20 protein-coding genes and 1 pseudogene are annotated in these 19260 nt (G+C 65.2%); 7 read left to right on the top strand and 14 right to left on the bottom strand.

Annotation, left to right across the window (positions count from 1 at the left end):
• Nucleotides 1-136 precede the first annotated feature (136 nt).
• The 3 genes from RX330_RS04835 to RX330_RS04825 are packed head-to-tail and all read right to left on the bottom strand — an operon-like array spanning nucleotide 137 to nucleotide 3956.
• Entirely contained in the window at nucleotides 137-1246 is a 1110-nt protein-coding gene (locus RX330_RS04835) for a nickel/cobalt transporter (protein ID WP_317242241.1), read from the bottom strand.
• The gene (locus RX330_RS04830; protein ID WP_317242240.1) at nucleotides 1237-1875 is read right to left on the bottom strand and encodes a DUF1007 family protein; all 639 of its coding nucleotides are present in this window, start codon (nucleotides 1873-1875) and stop codon (nucleotides 1237-1239) included. Before RX330_RS04830 ends, RX330_RS04835 begins: the two co-directional genes overlap by 10 nt.
• The gene (locus RX330_RS04825; RefSeq protein WP_317242239.1) at nucleotides 1875-3956 is read right to left on the bottom strand and encodes a M3 family metallopeptidase; all 2082 of its coding nucleotides are present in this window, start codon (nucleotides 3954-3956) and stop codon (nucleotides 1875-1877) included. The genes RX330_RS04830 and RX330_RS04825 overlap by 1 nt, the downstream gene beginning before the upstream one ends.
• 140 nt (nucleotides 3957-4096) lie before the next feature.
• On the opposite strand from RX330_RS04825, the gene RX330_RS04820 reads away from it, so the two are divergent.
• From RX330_RS04820 to RX330_RS04800, 5 genes are all read left to right on the top strand, one after another.
• Nucleotides 4097-4351, top strand: a complete 255-nt coding sequence (locus RX330_RS04820; RefSeq protein WP_094895990.1) for a hypothetical protein — start codon at nucleotides 4097-4099, stop codon at nucleotides 4349-4351.
• A gap of 667 nt (nucleotides 4352-5018) precedes the next feature.
• On the top strand, nucleotides 5019-6161 hold the full coding sequence (locus RX330_RS04815) for a type III PLP-dependent enzyme (protein ID WP_317242238.1): 1143 nt from the start codon (nucleotides 5019-5021) through the stop codon (nucleotides 6159-6161).
• 133 nt (nucleotides 6162-6294) lie between these two features.
• The gene (locus RX330_RS04810) at nucleotides 6295-6882 is read left to right on the top strand and encodes a GNAT family N-acetyltransferase (protein ID WP_317242237.1); all 588 of its coding nucleotides are present in this window, start codon (nucleotides 6295-6297) and stop codon (nucleotides 6880-6882) included.
• Nucleotides 6883-7028: 146 nt separating this feature from the next.
• Nucleotides 7029-7418, top strand: coding sequence for a RidA family protein (locus tag RX330_RS04805; protein ID WP_317242236.1), 390 nt, complete (start codon nucleotides 7029-7031; stop codon nucleotides 7416-7418).
• Nucleotides 7419-7480: 62 nt separating this feature from the next.
• Nucleotides 7481-8923: a homospermidine synthase gene (locus tag RX330_RS04800; RefSeq protein ID WP_317242235.1), complete on the top strand. Its 1443-nt coding sequence runs from the start codon at nucleotides 7481-7483 to the stop codon at nucleotides 8921-8923.
• Between the two features lie 21 nt (nucleotides 8924-8944).
• On the opposite strand, the gene RX330_RS04795 is transcribed toward RX330_RS04800, so the two are convergent.
• The 11 genes and pseudogenes from RX330_RS04795 to RX330_RS04745 form a co-directional block, all read right to left on the bottom strand.
• Entirely contained in the window at nucleotides 8945-9280 is a 336-nt protein-coding gene (locus tag RX330_RS04795; RefSeq protein ID WP_212080764.1) for a hypothetical protein, read from the bottom strand.
• 101 nt (nucleotides 9281-9381) lie between these two features.
• A pseudogene (locus tag RX330_RS04790) lies at nucleotides 9382-10099 on the bottom strand (MgtC/SapB family protein).
• A gap of 30 nt (nucleotides 10100-10129) precedes the next feature.
• The gene (locus tag RX330_RS04785) at nucleotides 10130-11149 is read right to left on the bottom strand and encodes a WD40 repeat domain-containing protein (protein WP_317242234.1); all 1020 of its coding nucleotides are present in this window, start codon (nucleotides 11147-11149) and stop codon (nucleotides 10130-10132) included.
• Complete coding sequence (locus RX330_RS04780) at nucleotides 11149-12195, bottom strand: CobW family GTP-binding protein (protein WP_212079924.1); 1047 nt, start codon at nucleotides 12193-12195, stop codon at nucleotides 11149-11151. Before RX330_RS04780 ends, RX330_RS04785 begins: the two co-directional genes overlap by 1 nt.
• Nucleotides 12196-12249: 54 nt before the next feature.
• Entirely contained in the window at nucleotides 12250-13113 is an 864-nt protein-coding gene (locus tag RX330_RS04775) for a metal ABC transporter substrate-binding protein (protein WP_212079922.1), read from the bottom strand.
• 2 nt (nucleotides 13114-13115) lie between these two features.
• Nucleotides 13116-13985 (bottom strand): metal ABC transporter permease, encoded by an 870-nt coding sequence (locus RX330_RS04770; RefSeq protein ID WP_212079920.1) that lies wholly within the window; start codon nucleotides 13983-13985, stop codon nucleotides 13116-13118.
• Between the two features lie 6 nt (nucleotides 13986-13991).
• Nucleotides 13992-14747: a metal ABC transporter ATP-binding protein gene (locus RX330_RS04765; protein WP_317242233.1), complete on the bottom strand. Its 756-nt coding sequence runs from the start codon at nucleotides 14745-14747 to the stop codon at nucleotides 13992-13994.
• Nucleotides 14748-14749: 2 nt separating this feature from the next.
• Nucleotides 14750-14980, bottom strand: a complete 231-nt coding sequence (locus tag RX330_RS04760; RefSeq protein WP_317242232.1) for a hypothetical protein — start codon at nucleotides 14978-14980, stop codon at nucleotides 14750-14752.
• A 42-nt stretch (nucleotides 14981-15022) separates the two neighbouring features.
• Entirely contained in the window at nucleotides 15023-15523 is a 501-nt protein-coding gene (locus RX330_RS04755; RefSeq protein ID WP_317242231.1) for a hypothetical protein, read from the bottom strand.
• Complete coding sequence (locus tag RX330_RS04750; protein ID WP_317242230.1) at nucleotides 15520-16131, bottom strand: permease; 612 nt, start codon at nucleotides 16129-16131, stop codon at nucleotides 15520-15522. The genes RX330_RS04755 and RX330_RS04750 overlap by 4 nt, the downstream gene beginning before the upstream one ends.
• 250 nt (nucleotides 16132-16381) lie before the next feature.
• Complete coding sequence (locus tag RX330_RS04745) at nucleotides 16382-16978, bottom strand: superoxide dismutase (RefSeq protein ID WP_018316199.1); 597 nt, start codon at nucleotides 16976-16978, stop codon at nucleotides 16382-16384.
• Nucleotides 16979-17222: 244 nt separating this feature from the next.
• Here RX330_RS04745 and RX330_RS04740 point away from each other — a divergent pair, with 244 nt between their 5' ends.
• Together RX330_RS04740 and RX330_RS04735 are read left to right on the top strand one after the other, a co-directional pair.
• Complete coding sequence (locus tag RX330_RS04740) at nucleotides 17223-17750, top strand: GNAT family N-acetyltransferase (protein WP_212079907.1); 528 nt, start codon at nucleotides 17223-17225, stop codon at nucleotides 17748-17750.
• Between the two features lie 83 nt (nucleotides 17751-17833).
• The gene (locus RX330_RS04735; RefSeq protein WP_317242229.1) at nucleotides 17834-19219 is read left to right on the top strand and encodes an MATE family efflux transporter; all 1386 of its coding nucleotides are present in this window, start codon (nucleotides 17834-17836) and stop codon (nucleotides 19217-19219) included.
• The last annotated feature ends 41 nt before the right edge of the window (nucleotides 19220-19260 follow it).

Below are 19260 nucleotides of genomic sequence, written 5' to 3'. Positions count from 1 at the left end.
TCGTCATTGCGAGGCGCCCTTGCGACGAAGCAATCCAGACTGCCACCACGGAGACACCCTGGATTGCCTCGCTACGCTCGCAGAACAGGTGCACGAGCGTCATGCCTAGCTGAGCGCAGCGAGCCGCGAAGACTACTCAAAAACACGTCGTCCGTTCGGCCGCGATATAGCCCAGCAACAGGCCCGCGCCGAACAGCAGCACGACACCCGCGGCCGCGAACTCGATGCCGCGCATGAACAGCGCACCGCCGCCATCCCGCCCCGCGCTGAGGCGAGCGGCGATGTCCTTGGCGGAGACGGCGACGACCGCGATCGCCGCGACCGTAATCGCAGTGCCGAGCCCCATCAGGAGGGTCGCGGCAATACCGGCCCAGAACAGGCCCTGGGCGAGCGCGAACACCAGCACCAGGATCGCACCCGAACAGGGGCGGATGCCAACGGTGAGGATCGCGGCAAGGCCACGCCGCCAGCCACCGGGGCCCGCCAGCTCGCTCGGCGTGGGGCCGTGGGAATGGCCGCAATGCTCGTCATGGACATGATCGTGCACGTGGTGGTGATGCGCGTGACCGTGGTCGTGGTCATGATGACCATGCGCATCATGATGATGGTGATGGTCGTGATCATGGTGATGTGGCACGCCGGCGATTGCCGGCACCGGCTGGATCGCCTGGAGCGCGCGGATGAAGGTGCGGCCCTTGACCCAGACGAGGCGCAGCCCGAACAGTGCGATCAAGGCGTAGCTCGCGATTTCGATGACCCCTTCCGCCTTGCACATGGTTTTGGCGGTCGCGTTCAGCACCCACGCCGAAATGCCGACGATCAGGATCGCTACCAGCGACTGCATCAGCGCCGAGGCAAACGACAGCGCGATGCCACGCCGGGCAGTCTCGCGGTTGGCAACCAGATAGGAGGCGATCACCGCCTTGCCGTGGCCGGGGCCGGCGGCGTGGAAGATGCCGTAGGCGAACGAGATGAACAGCAGCGTCCACACTGCCGACCCGTCGGACTTCGCTGCCCGGATCGTCGTCGACATCTGGCGATAGAATTCCGACTGTTTTGCCAGGAGCCAGCCGATCAAGCCGCCCGCCTCGGGCTGGGCCGCCTGCGCCGGACGCGGCGCGCCAAAGGGATTTTGCGCGAGGACATCGTGAAGCGCGGCGTCCGCCACCCCGAGCACGACGACAACCACGGCGCAGGCGAGAAGCCCGCGGGCGAGCGGGGATCGAAGAGGACCGATCAAGGGCAATCCACCGTGATCTTGTTGGCGAACATCATGCCGAAATTGGTGTTCTCGCCGTTCAGGAAGGTCTGCTCGTTGAGCTTCTGCGCACTGGCGGTGCCGTCATTCGGCCGCTCGAGCTTCGTCTGGCAGCCGGCGGGCGCGCCGACCAGCTTGACCGGATTGTCCTTGGCCATCTTGAAGTCGATGAAGAAGGAACGGTCGAACACTTCGAGCACCAGTTGCTTGGGCTTGACGGGGTTCTTCAGCGGCAGCGTGAAGTGCAGCGTCAGCACGGTGTCCTTGTAGTCGAGGAAATAGTCGACCGGCTCCTGGAAGCGCTCCTTCTTGCCATCGGCCCGCGCAAAGGTGAAGTAGGCATATTCCTTCAGCGACTCGACATTGGTCTGCGCCAGCGGCCCGAGCTCCTCGCGCGTATAGGCGCCCTTGGTCTTGCTCTCGAGCCCCTGCACCGCATAGGTCGAGAACATGTCGTCGAAAGTCCATGCATGGCGGACGCCGGTGACGGTGCCGTCGGCCGCGTAGAGCAGCTCGCTGGTCGCGGTGATCCAGACATGGGGATGCGCGCTCGCCGCGCCCGCCGTGAGCATCGTCGCGGCGGCGAGCAGCCATCCGAACAGGCGGCGCATATTCATCAGGCTGCCTTGGCGTTGTCGAGCAGGCCGCGGCGGCGGAGCAGCGCGTCCGGCTCGGGCGGGCGGCCGCGGAAGGCCTCATAGGCCGCTTCCGGATCGACCGATCCGCCGCTCGCGTAGATATCGTCGTGCAGGCGTTTGGCCACCGCCGGATCGAAGATGTCACCGGCCTCCTCGAACGCGCCGAAGGCGTCGGCGTCCATCACCTCCGACCACATGTAGCTGTAATAGCCAGCAGCATAGTGGTCGCCGGTGAAGATGTGACCGAACTGCGTCGGGCGGTGACGCAGCGCGATCTCCTCGGGCATGCCGATCTTCTCCAGCTCGCGTCTCTCGAAGGCACGGACATCCTGCGCAGCGGAAGCCGGCTGGGTGTGGAATTCGAGGTCCACCAGTGCCGAGGAGACGAACTCGACCGTGGCAAAGCCCTGGTTGAATTTTCGCGCGGCAAGGAACCGTTGCAACAGCTCGTCCGGCAGCGGCTCGCCGGTCTGGTAGTGACGGGCGAACTTCTGCAGCACCTCGGGCCGCTCCTGCCAGTGCTCGTAGAGCTGCGAAGGCAGCTCGACGAAGTCGGTGAAGACGGAGGTGCCCGACAGCGACGGATAGGTCACGTTGGAGAGCATGCCGTGCAGGCCGTGGCCGAACTCGTGGAACAGGGTGCGGGCGTCGTCAGGCGACAGCAGCGAAGGCTCGCCGCCGGCTCCCTTGGCAAAATTGCAGATATTGAGGACGAGCGGGGCGACGTCGCCGTCGAGCTTCTGCTGATCGCGCAGCGAGGTCATCCAGGCGCCGGAGCGCTTCGACGGCCGGGCGAAGTAGTCGCCATAGAACAGCGCCTTGTGCTTGCCGTCGGAGCCCTTGACCTCCCAGACCCGGACGTCGGGGTGCCAGACCGGAACGTCCTTGCGCTCCTCGAAGGTGATCCCGAACAGGCGCGTGGCACAATCGAAGGCGGCTTCGATCATGTGGTCGAGCGAAAGATACGGCTTGATCGCCGCGTCGTCGAAATTGGCGCGCTGCAGGCGCAGCTTCTCGGCGTAGAAGCGCCAGTCCCAGGGAGCGAGCCTGAAATTGCCGCCCTCCTCCGTGATCAGAGCCTGCATCTCGTCGCGGTCGGCGAGCGCCCGGGCGCGCGCGGGCTTCCAGACCCGCTCCAACAGGCCCCGCACCGCGTCCGGCGTCTTGGCCATGGAATCCTCGAGCCGGTAGGCGGCGTAGGTCGGATAGCCCAGGAGGTTCGCGCTCTCTTCGCGCAGCTTCAGTATCTCGACGATGGTGCCGTTGTTGTCGTTGGCATTGCCGTTGTCGCCCCGCGCAATGAAAGCCTTGTAGACCTTCTCGCGCAGGTCGCGCCGGGCCGAGCTCTTCAGGAACTGTTCGACCGAGGAGCGCGACAGCGTGACGATGGCCTTGCCTTCCATGCCGCGCTCTTCCGCCGCAGCCTTGGCGCTGGCGACGAAGCTCTCCGGCAGGCCCTGGCGATCGGCCTCGCCGAGCTCCATGAACCAGTCCTGCTCGTCGCCGAGCAGATGATGGCTGAAGCCGGTGCCGAGCTGGGCCAGCTTCTCGTTGATCTCGGCCATCCGCGTCTTGGCCTCCTCGGAGAGGCCGGCGCCGGCGCGATGGAAGCGGGTGTAGGTGCGCTCCACGAGGCGGAGCTGCTCGGGGGTGAGACCGAGACTGGCGCGGTTCTCATGCAGCTGGGCGATGCGACCAAACAGCACGGCGTTCATCATGATCGGATTCCAGTGCCGCGCCATCCGCAAGGAAACCTCTTTGTCGATCTCCAGGATGGCCGGGTTGGAATGCGCCGAGACGAGGTCGTAGAAGACTGCCGCAACTTTGCTCAAGAGCTTGCCCGAGCGCTCCAGCGCCGTGATGGTGTTGGCGAAGTCGGGCGCGGCGGGATCGTTGGTGATCGCCGCGATCTCGGCGGAGTGGTCGGCGAAGGCCTGCTCGAAGGCCGGGAGGAAGTGCTCCGGCTCGATCTCGTCGAAGGGCGGGGTCGCAAACGGCGTTACCCAGGCCTTCAGCAGCGGATTGGTCTCGGAGTCCGTAGTTTGGCGGGGTTCTGACATCGCAAGTCCCGGTTTTCATGGGTCGATTGTTGCGGCCAGCTATAGCACGCGATGGGGCTTTTTTGGGCCATTTGGCCTTGCTCCCGCCCGCCTTTTCGGGGAGATTGCGGCCCTCGATTGGACCACGGACCCCTGAGCTCATGAACGCGCCTTCCTCGTCTTCCCGTCAGATCGCCTGGCCAAGCGTCATCACGGTCATCAGCGCCGCCATCCTGATCGGCGCCGAAGTGTTCGGCGCGGCCTTTGCGGGCGGCTGGGCACTCGCGATCCTGTTCGGGCTCGGCGATCAGGGCACGCACATCCTGCAGGCCGTGCTGTTCGCACTCGGCGTGCTGGTGATGACCGCCTTCATCCGCGCAGCTCAGCGCATCGAGCCGTTCACGAAGCGCGGCTGACGCACGCGCGCGCATGACGCTCGCGCCGGCTTGAAAACTTAACGCCCGTTCATCTTCCGCGTCGCTCGCGCAACACTGCGCAAGCAGATGTTAGGCAATTCTGTTCTCAGCCTAAAAAAATTCTTGCGAAGCAGAGTCAAAACGCTTATGTGCGCTCTTGCCCAATTTCGCACGTGCCTGTGGTCGTGTGTCAGTCGGTAGGTATCCGGACAAGAGGCCGGACAGCCGCCAAGGGGTGAAGAAGCCGAGGGGCTCTTCGGAAGTGCGGAAGTCGGAAGGCTCATAGCCGGAAGACGAAAGCAAACCCGGAGCGTCCAGCATCTCTCTCAAGAGATGCCTTGTCGAAGGTGACTTCACTTTTTGCAACCGTGACTGGCAGCCGGAGGCGAACCGGCGCACCCCGCTCTCAACGGGGGACGCGACTTAAAGCAACGACGGATCGGGCTTTTTTGGTCTCTACCGGCATTCCAACGCCGGCGCGGGCTACTGAAAAGGCTTGTCCTTCATTGCCAGGTGTGCGGGCGGGAAATTCCCAACCAATCCACGGCAGCACAGTCTGATTTGAGTCTTTGGCTCGTCGCGCCTCCATCGCGCGATCTGGCCGGGGCGCTTATCCGACGACATTTTTTGAACGGATCCCCGTCGCTGGGCCGTTTGGGAGAGTGCTATGACCGAACGCATTCAGGAATTCCTGCGCAACCGCCGCAGCGAGGGCCAGGACACCGAGCCTTGCCTCGTGGTCGACCTCGAAGTCGTGCGCGACAATTACCAGACCTTCGCCAAGGCGCTGCCCGACAGCCGCGTGTTCTATGCCGTCAAGGCGAACCCGGCGCCGGAAGTGCTGTCGCTGCTCGCGTCCATGGGCTCCTGCTTCGACACCGCGACGGTCGCCGAGATCGAGATGGCGCTGGCCGCGGGTGCGACGCCCGACCGCATCTCCTTCGGCAACACGATCAAGAAGGAGCGCGACATCGCGCGCGCCTTCGCGCTCGGCATCCGGCTGTTCGCGGTCGATTGCTCCGCCGAGGTCGAGAAGATCGCCCGAGCCGCCCCCGGCGCGAAGGTGTTCTGCCGCATCCTCTATGACTGCGCCGGCGCCGAGTGGCCGCTGTCGCGCAAGTTCGGCTGCGACCCGGAAATGGCCGTCGAGGTGCTCGACGTTGCCAAGCGCCTGGGCCTGGAGCCGTGCGGCATCTCGTTCCATGTCGGCTCGCAGCAACGCAAGGTGAAGGCGTGGGACCGTGCGCTGGCGATGGCCTCGCAGGTGTTCCGCGACTGCGCCGAGCGCGGCATCAACCTGTCCATGGTCAACATGGGCGGCGGCTTCCCGACCAAGTACCTGAAGGACGTGCCGCCGGTCGTCACCTACGGCCGCTCGATCTTCCGCGCGCTGCGCAAGCACTTCGGCAACCAGATTCCGGAGACCATCATCGAGCCGGGCCGCGGCATGGTGGGTAACGCCGGCATCATCGAATCCGAGGTCGTGCTCATCTCGAAGAAGAGCGACGAGGACGAGGTGCGCTGGGTCTATCTGGACATCGGCAAGTTCGGCGGTCTCGCCGAGACCATGGACGAGTCGATCCGCTATGCCATCCGCACCCGTCACGACGGCGCGGACATGACGCCGTGCGTGCTCGCAGGTCCGACCTGCGACAGCGCCGACGTGCTGTACGAGAAGAGCCCGTATCCGCTCCCCGTCACGTTGGAGATCGGCGACAAGGTGCTGATCGAAGGCACCGGGGCCTATACGTCGACCTACTCGTCGGTGGCGTTCAACGGCATCCCGCCGCTGCGGACGTACCACATCTGATCCGCCTCTCTTTCTCCGAGGCCTGACGAACCCGGGAGCCGGCTTGCCGGCTCCTCCTCCACATCTCGATATCTGACGACGTCTTGAACTGGCGTGCCGCTCGCACGTCCGTTCAAGCGGGGATTGACGCGCCATGACCGCTTTTCGGAAGCCACAGATCGCCCTCACCTCGAAAGCCGCTCCGTTCGTGATCCGTGCGGAACGTGCTGCCGACGTCGCGATGCGTGAAGCGCTGCTCGATGCCTGCTTTGGCGAGAACCGCCATGGCCGCACCTGCCAGCGCCTGCGTGACGGACGTGCGCCCGCCACAGGCCTTGCCCTGTCGGCGGTGCGCGAGGGCAAGCTCGTGGGAACCGTGCGGCTGTGGCACGTCAGCGCCGGAGGCAGGCCCGCTCTGGTCCTCGGACCGCTGGCGGTCGACCCTGCCTTCCGCGAGCTCGGGATCGGCGCCGCGCTGATGCATCAAGCGCTGGCCGCCGCCCGGGCGCGCGGCCATGCCGCCGTGATCCTGCTCGGCGACGCGCCCTATTACGCCCGCTTCGGCTTCTCGGGCGAGAAGACCGGCGCGCTGTCGCTGCCCGGCCCGTTCGAGCGCGACCGCCTGCTGGCGATCGAGTTCGCGGAAGGCGCGCTCGACGGCGCCGCGGGGATGATCGTCCCGACCGGCGCGCCCCTGCCCAAACGGAGGTCGGTTCGCGCGCTCCACGCGCGCGCGGCCTGAGGGATCGCCATGATGGTGGCGACCGAAGCCGCCGCGAGCGGCACGGCCCGGCCACGCCTGCGCTAAGCCCGTTCGTTTGGGGTTGCGCAGGCGCCGGAAACGCCCTTTAACCCCGCGAAATCCTCCCGTCAGTCGAGGCCCAAGACATGTCCCGTCGCCTGATTTCCACTGGCTCCCCGTTCGAGAAAACCGCCGGCTACAGCCGCGCCGTGATCGACGGCGAGTTCGCCTTCGTCGCGGGAACCACGGGCTATGACTACACCACGATGACGATGCCGGCTGATGTCACGAGCCAGTCACGCAACTGCTTCAAGACCATCGAAGCTGCCCTGAAGGAGGGCGGCTTCGAGATGGCCGACATCGTCCGCGTGACCTACTACCTTACCGACATCAAGGACGCAGACGCGCATTTCGCCGTCTGCGGCGAAGTCCTCGGCGACATCCGCCCCGCCGCCACGCTTCTCGTCGTCTCGGCGCTGTACAAGCCCGAGATGAAGGTCGAGATCGAAGCCACCGCCAAGCGCCGCAGCATCTGAAGCGCCGCAGCGCCTGATCCACCCACCGTTTGCCTGCCAGCACGTTCCGGAGAAACCATCCCATGAGCCCCACCTCGCAGATCTACGCGAAGATCACCGGTCCCATCGTCATGGTCGGCTTCGGCTCCATCGGCAAAGGCACGTTGCCGCTCATCGAGCGGCATCTCGACTACGACAAGTCGCGCGTCACCGTGATCGATCCCAAGGACGAGGGCCGCAAGGCACATTGCGAGAAGCACAATGTCCGCTTCATCCAGAAGGCGGTGACCAGGGACAATTATCGGGAGTTGCTGACCCCGCTGCTCACCGAAGGCGGCGGCCAGGGCTTTTGCGTCAATCTCTCGGTCGACACCGGCTCCACCGACATCATGGAGCTCTGCAACGAGCTCGGCGCGCTCTACATCGACACCGTCAACGAGCCCTGGCTCGGCTTCTATTTCGATTCGTCGAAGGGGCCGGAAGCGCGCTCCAATTACGCGCTGCGCGAGGTGACGCTGGCCGCCAAGAAGGCGCGCCCGGCGGGCTCGACCACGGCCGTCTCCTGCTGCGGCGCCAATCCCGGCATGGTCTCCTTTTTCGTCAAGCAGGCGCTGCTCAACGTCGCCGCCGATCTGAAGCTCAATGCGCCCAAGCCCAAGACCAAGGCCGAATGGGCTGACCTGATGCGGCAGGCCGGCATCAAGGGCATCCACATCGCCGAACGCGACACCCAGCGCTCCAAGAAGCCGAAAGAACCGGATGTTTTCGTCAATACCTGGTCGGTGGAAGGCTTCCTGTCGGAAGGCGTGCAGCCGTCCGAGCTCGGCTGGGGCACTCATGAGAAATGGATGCCCGAGAATGCGCGGACCCACGAGGCCGGTTGCGGCGCCGCCATCTATCTGATGCAGCCCGGCGCCAACACGCGCGTGCGCACCTGGTGCCCGACCCGCGGCGCGCAATACGGCTTCCTCGTCACCCACAACGAGTCGATCTCGATCGCCGATTACTTCACGGTGCGTGACGCCTCGGGCACGGCGGTCTACCGGCCGACCTGCCACTATGCCTATCACCCCGCCGACGATGCCGTGCTGTCGCTGCATGAAATGTTCGGCCGCGCCGCCAAGATGCAGGAGAAGCACCACATCCTCGACGAGAACGAGATCGTCGACGGCATCGACGAGCTCGGCGTGCTGCTGTTCGGCCATGACAAGAATGCGTACTGGTACGGCTCGCAGCTCTCGATCGAAGAGACCCGCGCGCTCGCGCCCTATCAGAACGCCACCGGCCTGCAGGTGACCTCCGCCGTGCTCGGCGGCATGGTGTGGGCGCTGGAAAACCCGAACGAAGGCATCGTCGAAGCCGACGAGATGGATTTCGATCGTCTGCTGGAAATCCAGCTGCCCTATCTCGGCCCGGTGAAGGGCTTCTATACCGACTGGACGCCGCTGACGGATCGTCCCGGACTGTTTCCGGAAGATATCGACACGTCTGATCCGTGGCAGTTCAAGAACGTTCTGGTGCGGTGAGGGCGCCTCTCTCGGAGAGGCCTACTTCTTGTCCATCGGCGGCGCGATCTTCTCGGGCGGAGCTGGCGGCAATGCCGGCTTGGCGGCACCCGCCGCGCCCTGCGTCTGGGAATCGGGCCGCGCCGGCTCGGGCGCCGGCGTGGTCGGCCGGTCGCCGCCGGGCTTGGCTTCCGCGGGCTTGTTCTGATCGTCGGACGGCGTGCCCTGGAGCGGCTGCGTCGCCTGCGCCAATTCCATCCGGCTCTGGGCTCGGATTTGTGCGAGCGACATTCCCGACACCACGACGCCCGCCGCGAACAGCGAACAGGCGACCATCAGGTCGCGTTTCAGTCTGCGCTTGTCATACTGGCCGGGCATGTCGATCACCGCCTTTGTCTGCGGGACCAACGAATTTGGCCAGTTGCGGTTCCGTGGCCAGCACGACGGGAACCGAACACTTGCGCGCCAAAACGCCGCGCTCACTCCGTCGTGCTGGCTTCCCACGTCGCATGGCGCACGCCGGGCAGGTGCTGGAGATCCGTCGCCACCGCGTTCAGCTCATTCGGATCCACCGCGGACGCGACCAGCTTTTGCGACGATCTCTATCAAATCATCCCCCGTCTCGACCACGTCGATATCGGCCACCGGATAGTTTGCGCCCTCGAGTTTCTCGACGAGCCGGTCGCGCATGTCGGGCACGGCATCCGCCGCGACCGCGAGCTTGAAGTAACAGGTCGCCTCCAGCGCCTTCTCGTTCAGCGGGATGCGGTCGATGGCGTTGACCAGCGGACGCAGCATGGTGTTGCCGGCGATGACGAACACGGTCAGCGCAGCGGCCTGGGCAACCATGTCGGCTCCGGCGCAGGAGCCGACCGCGGCCGAAGCCCACAGCGTCGCGGCGGTGTTGAGCCCGCGCACGTCCATGCCCTGTTTCATGATGACGCCGGCGCCGAGGAAGCCGATGCCCGAGACGACATAGGAAATCACCCGCACCGCCCCGTCGGCGCCGGTCAGATGCATGGCAAGATCGACGAAGGCCGCGGCGCCAACCGCGACCAGCACGTTGGTGCGCAGGCCCGCGGTGCGCTGGCGATATTGCCGCTCGGCGCCGATCAGGGTGCCCAGCACGAAGGCCGTGAACAGGCTGACCAGCGTGTCGCCGAAGTCTGCTAGTTGGAAGGTCGTTAGAAACCGCATGGTCCCCTATAGGGCCGGAACCATGACAGATTAAAGCTCGAGCAGGCCGCCGTCCCCATTTTCATCGGCAAACGCCAGCAGCGTGCCTTTCGCATTCCAGGCGAGCGCCGCGACCGGTGGCGTGCCGTTGCGGCGGACCAGGATCTCCGCGCCGTCCTCCAGCCGCACCATCAGCACGGTGCCGTCGCTGTACCCGGCGGCGAGGATGTCGTTCTTCGGATGGCAGGCGACCGCCGCCACGCGCGCCTGCAGCGGCGCGAGCATCGCGGGCTCCTTGCCCATCGGACCGTCCTTGCTGCCGAACGGCCATATGATGACGGTGTCGGCGCCAGAGGTCGCCAGCCCCTTGCCGCCGGCGCTCCAGGACATCGAACGGACACGGCCGGGATAGCCGGTCATGCGCATGTGCCTGTTGTCGGCGAGCCGCCAACCGTGCAGCGCGGCCTCGTGCATCGTGGTGACCAGAAACTTGTTATCCGGGCTGAAGGTGACGCCGAGATGCGAGCCGGCCCAGGGCAGGAATTCGGCCGATCCCTCCATATTCGGAAACCACAGCGTCGCGCCGTTGTAATGCGCGATCGCAAGCCGCAGACCCTTCGGCGCGAACGCAAGCCCGCCGACAGTCGAGGGCACCTCGAGCGACTTCTCCTCGTTCTTTCCGCTCTTGACGGTCGCGACCTTGCCGGCCGACCAGGCGAAGGCGCCATCCGGATGCAGCGCCACCGCGTCGATCCAGCGCCGCTTCGGATCGGTGGCGAGCAGCGTCACCTCGCCCTTGGCGTCGAGCGACACGACCTTGCCGTCGTCGCCGCCCATGATGAGGCGCTTGCCGTCACCTGCGGTCGAGAGAATGCCGCCGCTATGCACGGCGACCGTGGTGATCTCACCCTTGGCGTCGACGAAGGCGACGTTCTCCTCGCCGCCGACGAAGGCGGCGCGGGGCCCGAGGAAGTGCACCGAGGTCACGCTCATACCGAGCGCAACGGGCTTGACGCGGTCGGTGACGGAGACGATCGAGGCGGAATCGGGGCCGGGCGTGAACTCTTTCATCACGAGACGATGCAGCTCTCAAAACCTTCGCGGATCGCCTTTTCCGGCAGTTCGCGGCCGATGAAGACGAGGCGGCTCTCGCGCGGCTCGCCGTCCTTCCATTTCCGCTGGTGGTTGCCCTCCAGCATCATGTGGACGCCCTGGAAGACGTAGCGGTCGTCATCGTCGTGGAAGGAGAGGATGCCCTTGGAGCGCAGGATCTTGCCGCCCTCGACCTGCACCAGGTTCTGGAGCCAGGGCATGAACACGTTGGGATCGAGCGGCTTGTCGGTCTTGAGCGAGAGCGACTGCATGTCTTCGTCGTGATAGTGCTTCAGACCGTGGCCGTGATCATGGTGGTGATGGTCGTGGCCGTGATGGTGATCGTGATCGTGGTGGTCATGATCGTCGGCCGTCAAGAAATCCGGCTCGATGTCGAGGATGCGGTCGAGATCGAAAGCGCCGCGATCGAGCACGTCGGCCAGGGCCACCGAGCAGCGCTCGGTGCGGTGGAGTTTCGCATAGGGGTTGATGCCGCGGATGCGGGCTTCGACCTCGGCGAGCTCGCTCTTGCTGACGAGATCGGTCTTGTTCAGCACGATGACGTCGGCGAAGGCGATCTGGTTCTTGGCCTCGGGCGCATCCTTCAGCCGGTCGGACAGCCATTTGGCGTCGGCGACCGTCACGACCGCATCGAGGCGGGCGTTCTTCTGCACGTCCTCGTCGACGAAGAAGGTCTGGGCCACGGGCGCGGGGTCGGCAAGGCCTGTGGTCTCGACGATGATGGCGTCGAACTTGCCCTTGCGCTTCATCAGGCCGTCCATGATGCGGACGAGGTCGCCGCGCACGGTGCAGCAGATGCAACCGTTGTTCATCTCGAACACTTCCTCATCGGCGCCGATGATGAGGTCGTTGTCGATGCCGATTTCGCCGAATTCGTTGACGATGACCGCGTATTTCTTGCCGTGGTTCTCCGACAGGATGCGGTTCAAAAGCGTGGTCTTGCCGGCCCCGAGATAGCCGGTCAGCACGGTCACGGGAATCTTGGAGGAGGTCGCTTCAGACATAAGAACTCCGACATCAGGCTTGTTCGCGCGACGCGAGGCGGGGTGGCCCCTGCCCTATTGGTCAAGCGCGCTGGTCAGGGCCTTTATATTGTGCCTGACCATGTCAATGTAAGTGGGTGCCGGCCCCTTTTCGCCCGTTAAACTGTCCGAAATCAGGGTCCCGCCGACCTTTGCGCCGGTCTCCGCCGCGATCCGCCGGATCAGGCGGTCGTCGCTGATATTCTCCAGAAATACCGCCGGGATTCTCTGGGCCCTGATCTGGCCGATGATGGCAGCGATGTCCCGCGCGCTGGGCTCGGTTTCGGTGGAGACGCCCAGGGGGGCGACGAATTGGATACCATATTCGGCTGAAAAATAGCCGAAGGCGTCATGGGTGGAGATCACCTTGCGCCGCTCCGGCGGGATTCTGGCGATCGCTTCCCGGATCTCACGATCGAGCGTGTCGAGCCTTTCCAGATAGGCCTTTGCCTGAGCGCGGAAGACATCCGCGTCGTCCGGGGCAGCCGCGGAGAGCGCATTGGCGATGTCGGTCACGTAGACCTTGGCGTTGGGGACGGACTGCCAGGCGTGAGGATCTGCGGCCGAGCCGAGCTTCAGCGGCACGATGCCGGCACTTGCAGTGACGACCCGCGCCTTGCTGCCGGAAGACTGCACGAGACGCGGCAGCCAGCCCTCCAACCCAAGCCCATTGACGATGACGAGCTTCGCCTGCGCAACGCGCTTCGCATCGGCTGGTGCCGGCGTGTAGACGTGGACGTCGCCGTCGGCGCCGACCAGCGTGGTCAGATTGATCCTGTTACCGCCGACATTGCGGACGAAATCGGCGAGGATCGAGAAGCTCGCGACGACGTTGAGCCGCTCCGCGGCTTGGAGCGGCGAGGCGATCAGCAACAGCGCACACAGCAGGATGATCCGCATCGTCACGCTTCCAGATGCCGGCCGGGAAACAATTGCCGGACGATACCGCCGACGCGGCCGAACAGGACAGAGACGATGTAGAGCACCGTCGCCACCAGAATGACCGCGGGACCCGACGGCACACGGGTCTGGAACGACAGCACGAGGCCCGCATAGCCCGAGACCGCGGCAGCAACGACAGCGATGCAGATCATGCCGGTCAGATCGCGCGACCAGAACCGCGCGATACCAGCCGGCAGGATCATCAACCCGACCGCAAGCAGCGTGCCGAGGGCCTGAAAGCCGTTGACGAGGTTGATCACGACGAGCGCGAGGAAGGCGAGATGCGCGGGTCCGCCGGCACGGCTGACGGTCCGCAGGAACAGGGGGTCCACGCTTTCGATCACCAGGGGGCGGTAGATCACCGCGAGCACCAGCAGCGTCACGGTGGCGTTGAAGGCCACCACCAGCAGCGTCTGGTCGTCCATCGCGAGAATGTTGCCGAACAGCACGTGCAGCAAATCGATGTTAGTGCCCTTGATCGAGACAATGGTGACGCCGAGCGCCAGCGAGGCCAGGTAGAAGGTCGCGAGCGAAGCATCCTCCTTCAGCCCGGTCGAGCGCGCAACCACGCCGGCGAGGATCGCCACCGCAAAGCCGGCGATCAGGCCGCCCGCCGTCATCGCAAACAGATTGAGACCGGACAGCAGGAAGCCGACCGCCGCGCCGGGCAGGATCGCATGCGCCATGGCGTCGCCGACGAGGCTCATCCGCCGCAGCATCAGGAACACGCCGATCGGCGCGCCGGCCAGCGACAGGGCGATCACGGCGGCAAGCGCGCGCCGCATGAACTCGAATTCGGTGAACGGGCCGATCAGCGCGTCATGGAGCATCGGATATCAAGCCGCCCGCGAACGGGCATCGTCAGCCGCACAGGCCGCGGCGCTGTCGTCAAAGGCCTCGCACATCCGCATCGCGACCAGCAGGTTCTCCGGCGTCAAAACCTCCGCCGTCGGTCCCCATGCCACGGGGCCACGCGCCAGCACCAGCGTCTGGCTGAAATGGTTACGCACCATCTCCATGTCGTGCAGCGCGGCGAGCACGGTCCGGCCCTCGCCTTGCCATCGTTTCACCAGCGCGAGCAGATCAGCCGTGGTCTTGCCGTCAATGGCGTTGAAGGGCTCGTCGAGCACAATGAGCGCAGCATCCTGCAGCAGCACGCGCGCGAACAGCACGCGCTGCATCTGGCCCCCCGAGAGCGTGCCGATCGGGCGGTTCTCGAAACCATTGAGCCCGACGGAAGCGATCGCGCGGAGGATCTTTTCGCGGGCGGCCTTGCCGATGCCGCCGAACAGGCCGGCCTCGCGCCAAAGCCCCGTGCCGACGAAATCGAACACCGAGATCGGAAAGCTGCGGTCGATCTCCGCGCTCTGCGGCAGATAGGCGATGTCCCTGCTATCGAGCCCGCCGAGATGGATGCTGCCGTCGAGCGGCTTGAGGATGCCGACGATGCCGCGCAGCAAGGTCGACTTGCCCGCGCCGTTCGGGCCGATCACGGCGACCAGCGCACCTCGCGCGACCTCGCCGTTGAGATGGTGCACGGCCGGGTGCCGGTCGTAACCAAGCGTGACGTTGCGGAATGCCAGCTGTGCCACGATCACCTCATCGCCAGGAAGACCACGCCCCAGAGCACGGCACAGACGGCGAGCGCAGCCGCAAGGCGCGCGGCCATGGTCATGCGCAGAATCGACCAGGGCGCCGCCTGGGCAGGATGTGGCGAGGCCGCATCGTGGACATGGGCGTGGGTATGGTCGTGTCCATGCCCGTGCGCATGTGAATGGCTGTGAGCATGGTCGTGACGATGGGCGTGGGACGCGGCGGGAACCATGGCTGGACGTTATATTATAACATTACCCCTGTCCACGGCGGCTCAGGGCTTGCCGATTACCATGGCGATGGCGGCCGCCACGAAGGGAAACGGCACCGAGACGGCACAGCGGAACCAGACGAAACGGGCCGGCATGAACGGGATTTCCCACAGGATCACGCGCTGGAAGGCAAACAGGGCCCAAGCGACGACATAGGCGACCACCTGCGGCATCCCGCCGCCCGACTTCAGCGCAACCGTGCCGATGGAGAAGCCGACCACGGGCCCGCCGGGCGTCGCCGCGCCGGCGACCACAGCGGTCGCAACGCCAAGCCAGCCGCTGTCCGGCCCAAGCCAGCCGGTGATCACCTCCTGCGGAATGATGGCGGCGATATAGCCGGAGCCGATCACACCGAGCGCGATCCGCGGCACGATGTTGACGAAATCCATCGAGCCTTCACGCAGCGAGGCCTTGAACACGGCCGGGCCACGGCGGAAGGCGATCAGGCCGACGCCGAAGACCGAGCCCCACAGAAGGATATCGATCAGTAGGGACGCACTCACGTCTCCTCGTCCTTCCGCTCGGGCTTGGGATAAAGCCGGACATAGACGAAGCGGCCGAGGGCGCCTGCGAGCACCGGGAGCGGCAGCGAGATGAGGATCCGCCACAGCGTGAAATCGGTGCCCATGATCGGGATCTCCCAGGCCACCGCCCGGCCATAGCCGATCAGGGTCCAGCTTACGACCATGGCGATGGTGGCTCCGAAATCGGCACCGACTGCGAGCAGCGCGCTCGCCACGGGATAAGCGGTGAAGGGACCGCCGGGCAGGATCGCGCCGAAGGCGGTCCCGATCAGGAGACCCATCAGGCCGGACTTCGGCCCGAGCGAGCGCGACACTTTTTCGTGCGGCAGGATTTCCGAGATGAAAGCCCCGAGCAGGCAACCGGCCAGCACGCGCGGCAGGATGCCTGAGAACAGCGAAAGGTCATGGGTCAGGATGTCGAGAACGCCGTCGGTGCCGTCGCGGCGCCAGACAAGTGCCGCGCTCACCGCCACCAGCACGGCAATGATGATGGTCGACCAACCGATCGGCTTGCGGACTCGTCCCGGCCGCGGCTCGGACTCCGCGTCCTCGGCGGGCGCCGGGTTCTTCGGGGAAGATTCTGACAACGGGTGCCGGTCGGCTCGAGGGTGATGCACGTTCTGATTAAGGGCGGTGTTCCCCGGATGCAAACGATAGGACGGCAGACCCATGCGCGCGCCGCGCAGGGCTTTCCAAACAGCAAAAAGGCGGCCGCACATGCGACCGCCTTTCGCTATTCTTGTCATTCCGGGGGCGGCGAAGCCGAACCCGGAATCTCGCGCCACAACCTCTGGATTCCGGGTTCGCCCTGCGGGCGGCCCGGAATGACCGAGAAGCTCAAGCCTTCTCGAGCAGGGACTCGACGTATTCCCAGTTCACGAGGTTCTCGACGAACGCCTTGAGATAGTCGGGACGGCGGTTGCGATAGTCGATGTAGTAGGAGTGCTCCCAGACGTCACAGCCCAGGATCGGGGTGGCGCCGTGAACCAGCGGATTCTCGCCGTTCGGGGTCTTGGAGATCTCGAGCTTGCCGTTCTTGACCTGGAGCCAGCACCAGCCGGAGCCGAACTGGCCGACGCCGGCCGCCTGGAAGTCGGTCTTGAACTTCTCGAAGCCGCCGAGGTCCTCGTTGATCTTCTTCTCGATCTTGCCCGGCAGCTTGGTGCCGCCGCCATTGGGCTTCATCCAGCTCCAGAAGTGGATGTGGTTGTAGTGCTGGCCGGCATTGTTGAACACCGCGGGGTTCTTGCCGAACGAGCCCTTGACGATCTCTTCAAGGGATTTGCCTTCCCATTCGGTCCCCTTGAGCGCGTTGTTGCCGTTGGTGACGTAGGCCTGATGATGCTTGTCGTGGTGGAATTCCAGCGTCTCCTTCGACATGAACTGGCCGAGGGCGTCATAGGCGTAAGGGAGTGGGGGCAGCGTAAAGGTCATGGGTGTTGTCCGCGACTGATGGGGGAACGAGTTCTAACGGTCACCCCTTATAGAAGGTTCCGTGGCCGTTAAATACCGCCAATTTGCCAAAACGCGTGATGCGGCTGCTTGGCACGATTGCAAAAATCGGTGCGGGCGGCGGACGATCGCCCAGGGTTGGCCGATCGCCGCAAAATATCATTGCCTTTGAAGCGGTTATGACAGAACGAATGCACCGCGAACCGAACATGAGAGAGACGGAGCGATGAGCGTCGAGATCGACATCCTGAACGGCGATGCCTCTTGGCCGATCGCGGAGCCACTGCATCAGGCAATTTGGGCACCGCATCTGGTCGCCGACAAGCCCTGGGCTCACGTGAAATGGGCCAATGCCGATCTGCGCGTGCTGATCGAGACGCCCGAGGACGGCCTCGTCTGTCATGTCGGCATCTACTTCCGGACCGTCACCTGGAACGGACAGAAGACGCATATCGGCGGCATCGGCGGGGTCTGCACCCGCGAAGACCGGCGTGGCCGCGGCTACGCGACCCTGGCGATCGACGCGGCTGTGCACACCATGCGCGCGAATGAGGCGGTCCGGTTCGCACTGTTGTTCTGCGAGCCGCACAACGCCGCGTTCTACGCGGCCCGGAGCTGGCTGCCATTCGAGGGCGAGGTCTATTGCGAGCAGCCGGAGGGGCGGATCCGGTTCACCCACATGGCACCCTACGTCTTCAACATCGTCCGGGCGCCGACCTTGGGCACCATCGACCTATGCGGCTTGCCGTGGTGACCCCTGCGTGAGGTGAGGATGCCGCCGGGCCCTGCCTGCCCCTATAACATGTCAATCATCATCTAAATTCCGTCCGGTGACACATGACGATCGACGCCACCCTAGACGCCGCCCCGCCGCGTGCCCCGGTCGCCTCCTCCATCGCCAGCCTGCTGACGGCCCCCATCCTGTCCACGTTGCTGCGGCTCGCGATTCCCAACATGATCGCGATGGTCGGCAGCACGCTGGTTTCGATCGCCGAGACCTCCTATATCGGCCGGCTCGGCACCGTTCCGCTCGCCGCGATCGCGCTGGTGTTTCCGTTCGCGATGCTGACGCAGATGATGAGCGCGGGCGCGATGGGCGGCGGCGTCTCATCCGCGATCAGCCGCGCGCTCGGCGCAGGCGATCGGGACCGCGCAGCGACGCTGGCGCTGCATGCCGCCATCATCGGCCTCTGCGGCGGACTGTTCTTCACGGTGATGATGCTCGTCTTCGGCCGCTCGTTGTTCGCGCTGCTCGGCGGACGCGATCACGTGCTCGAGGAAGCCTGCGGCTATTCGCAGGTGCTGTTTTCCGGTGCGGTCGCGATCTGGCTCGTCAACACGCTGGCCTCGGTGATCCGCGGCACCGGCGATATGCGCATTCCCTCGATAACGTTGATCGCGGCGGGCGTGCTCCAGATCGCGCTCGGCGGCACGCTGGGGCTCGGTCTGTTCGGCGTGAAGCAGTTCGGCATGCCCGGCGTCGCGAGCGGCCAGTTGATCGCGTTCAGCTTCGCCGCGATCTTCCTCCTCTGGTATCTCGCCTCCGGCCGCAGCCGACTGCCGCTGAACCTTCGCGCGTTTCATTTCGAGCGCGCAATGTTCCTGGACATTCTCAAAGTGGGCGCGGTGGCCTGTCTGTCGCCGCTGCAGACCGTGCTCACCATTCTGATCTTCACGAAAATCCTCGCCACCTTCGGCACCGAGATGCTGGCAGGCTACGGCATCGGCTCGCGGCTGGAATTTCTGCTGATCCCGATCACCTTCGCCTTTGGCATCGCCTCGGTGCCGATGGTCGGCGTGGCGATGGGCGCGGGACATGTGAAGCGCGCGCGACGCGTGGCCTGGACTGCAGCTGCGGCCTCCGGACTTACGGTTGGCCTGATCGGGCTCGTCATCGCGATCTATCCCTCGCTGTGGGTCACGCTCTTCACGCGGGATCCCGCCGTCACCGCCGCCGCCTACAGCTATTTCCATTGGGCCGGCCCGGCCTTCGTGTTCTTCGGCATAGGTGTGTCGCTCTACTTCTCCTCGCAAGGCGCGACGCGTGTCGGTGGGCCCGTCCTGGCCTCTACCGCGCGGCTTCTGATCGTTGCGATCGGCGGCATCGGCCTGATGACGGCGCAGGCGCCGGCCTGGACGTTGTTCGCGCTGGTCGGCGGTGCCATGGTCGTGTTCGGCCTGTCGACTGCGGCCTCGGTGGCCGTCGCGCGCTGGGGCAAATGAGCGCAGCCAAGTGAGCGGACGAATAAACGCAGGAATGTGAT

Source organism: Bradyrhizobium sp. NDS-1, assembly GCF_032918005.1.
In the GTDB taxonomy this organism is placed as follows: domain Bacteria; phylum Pseudomonadota; class Alphaproteobacteria; order Rhizobiales; family Xanthobacteraceae; genus Bradyrhizobium; species Bradyrhizobium tunisiense.
The sequence above is the reverse complement of the archived record's forward strand: the minus strand, read 5'-3'. Positions and strand labels throughout refer to the sequence as shown.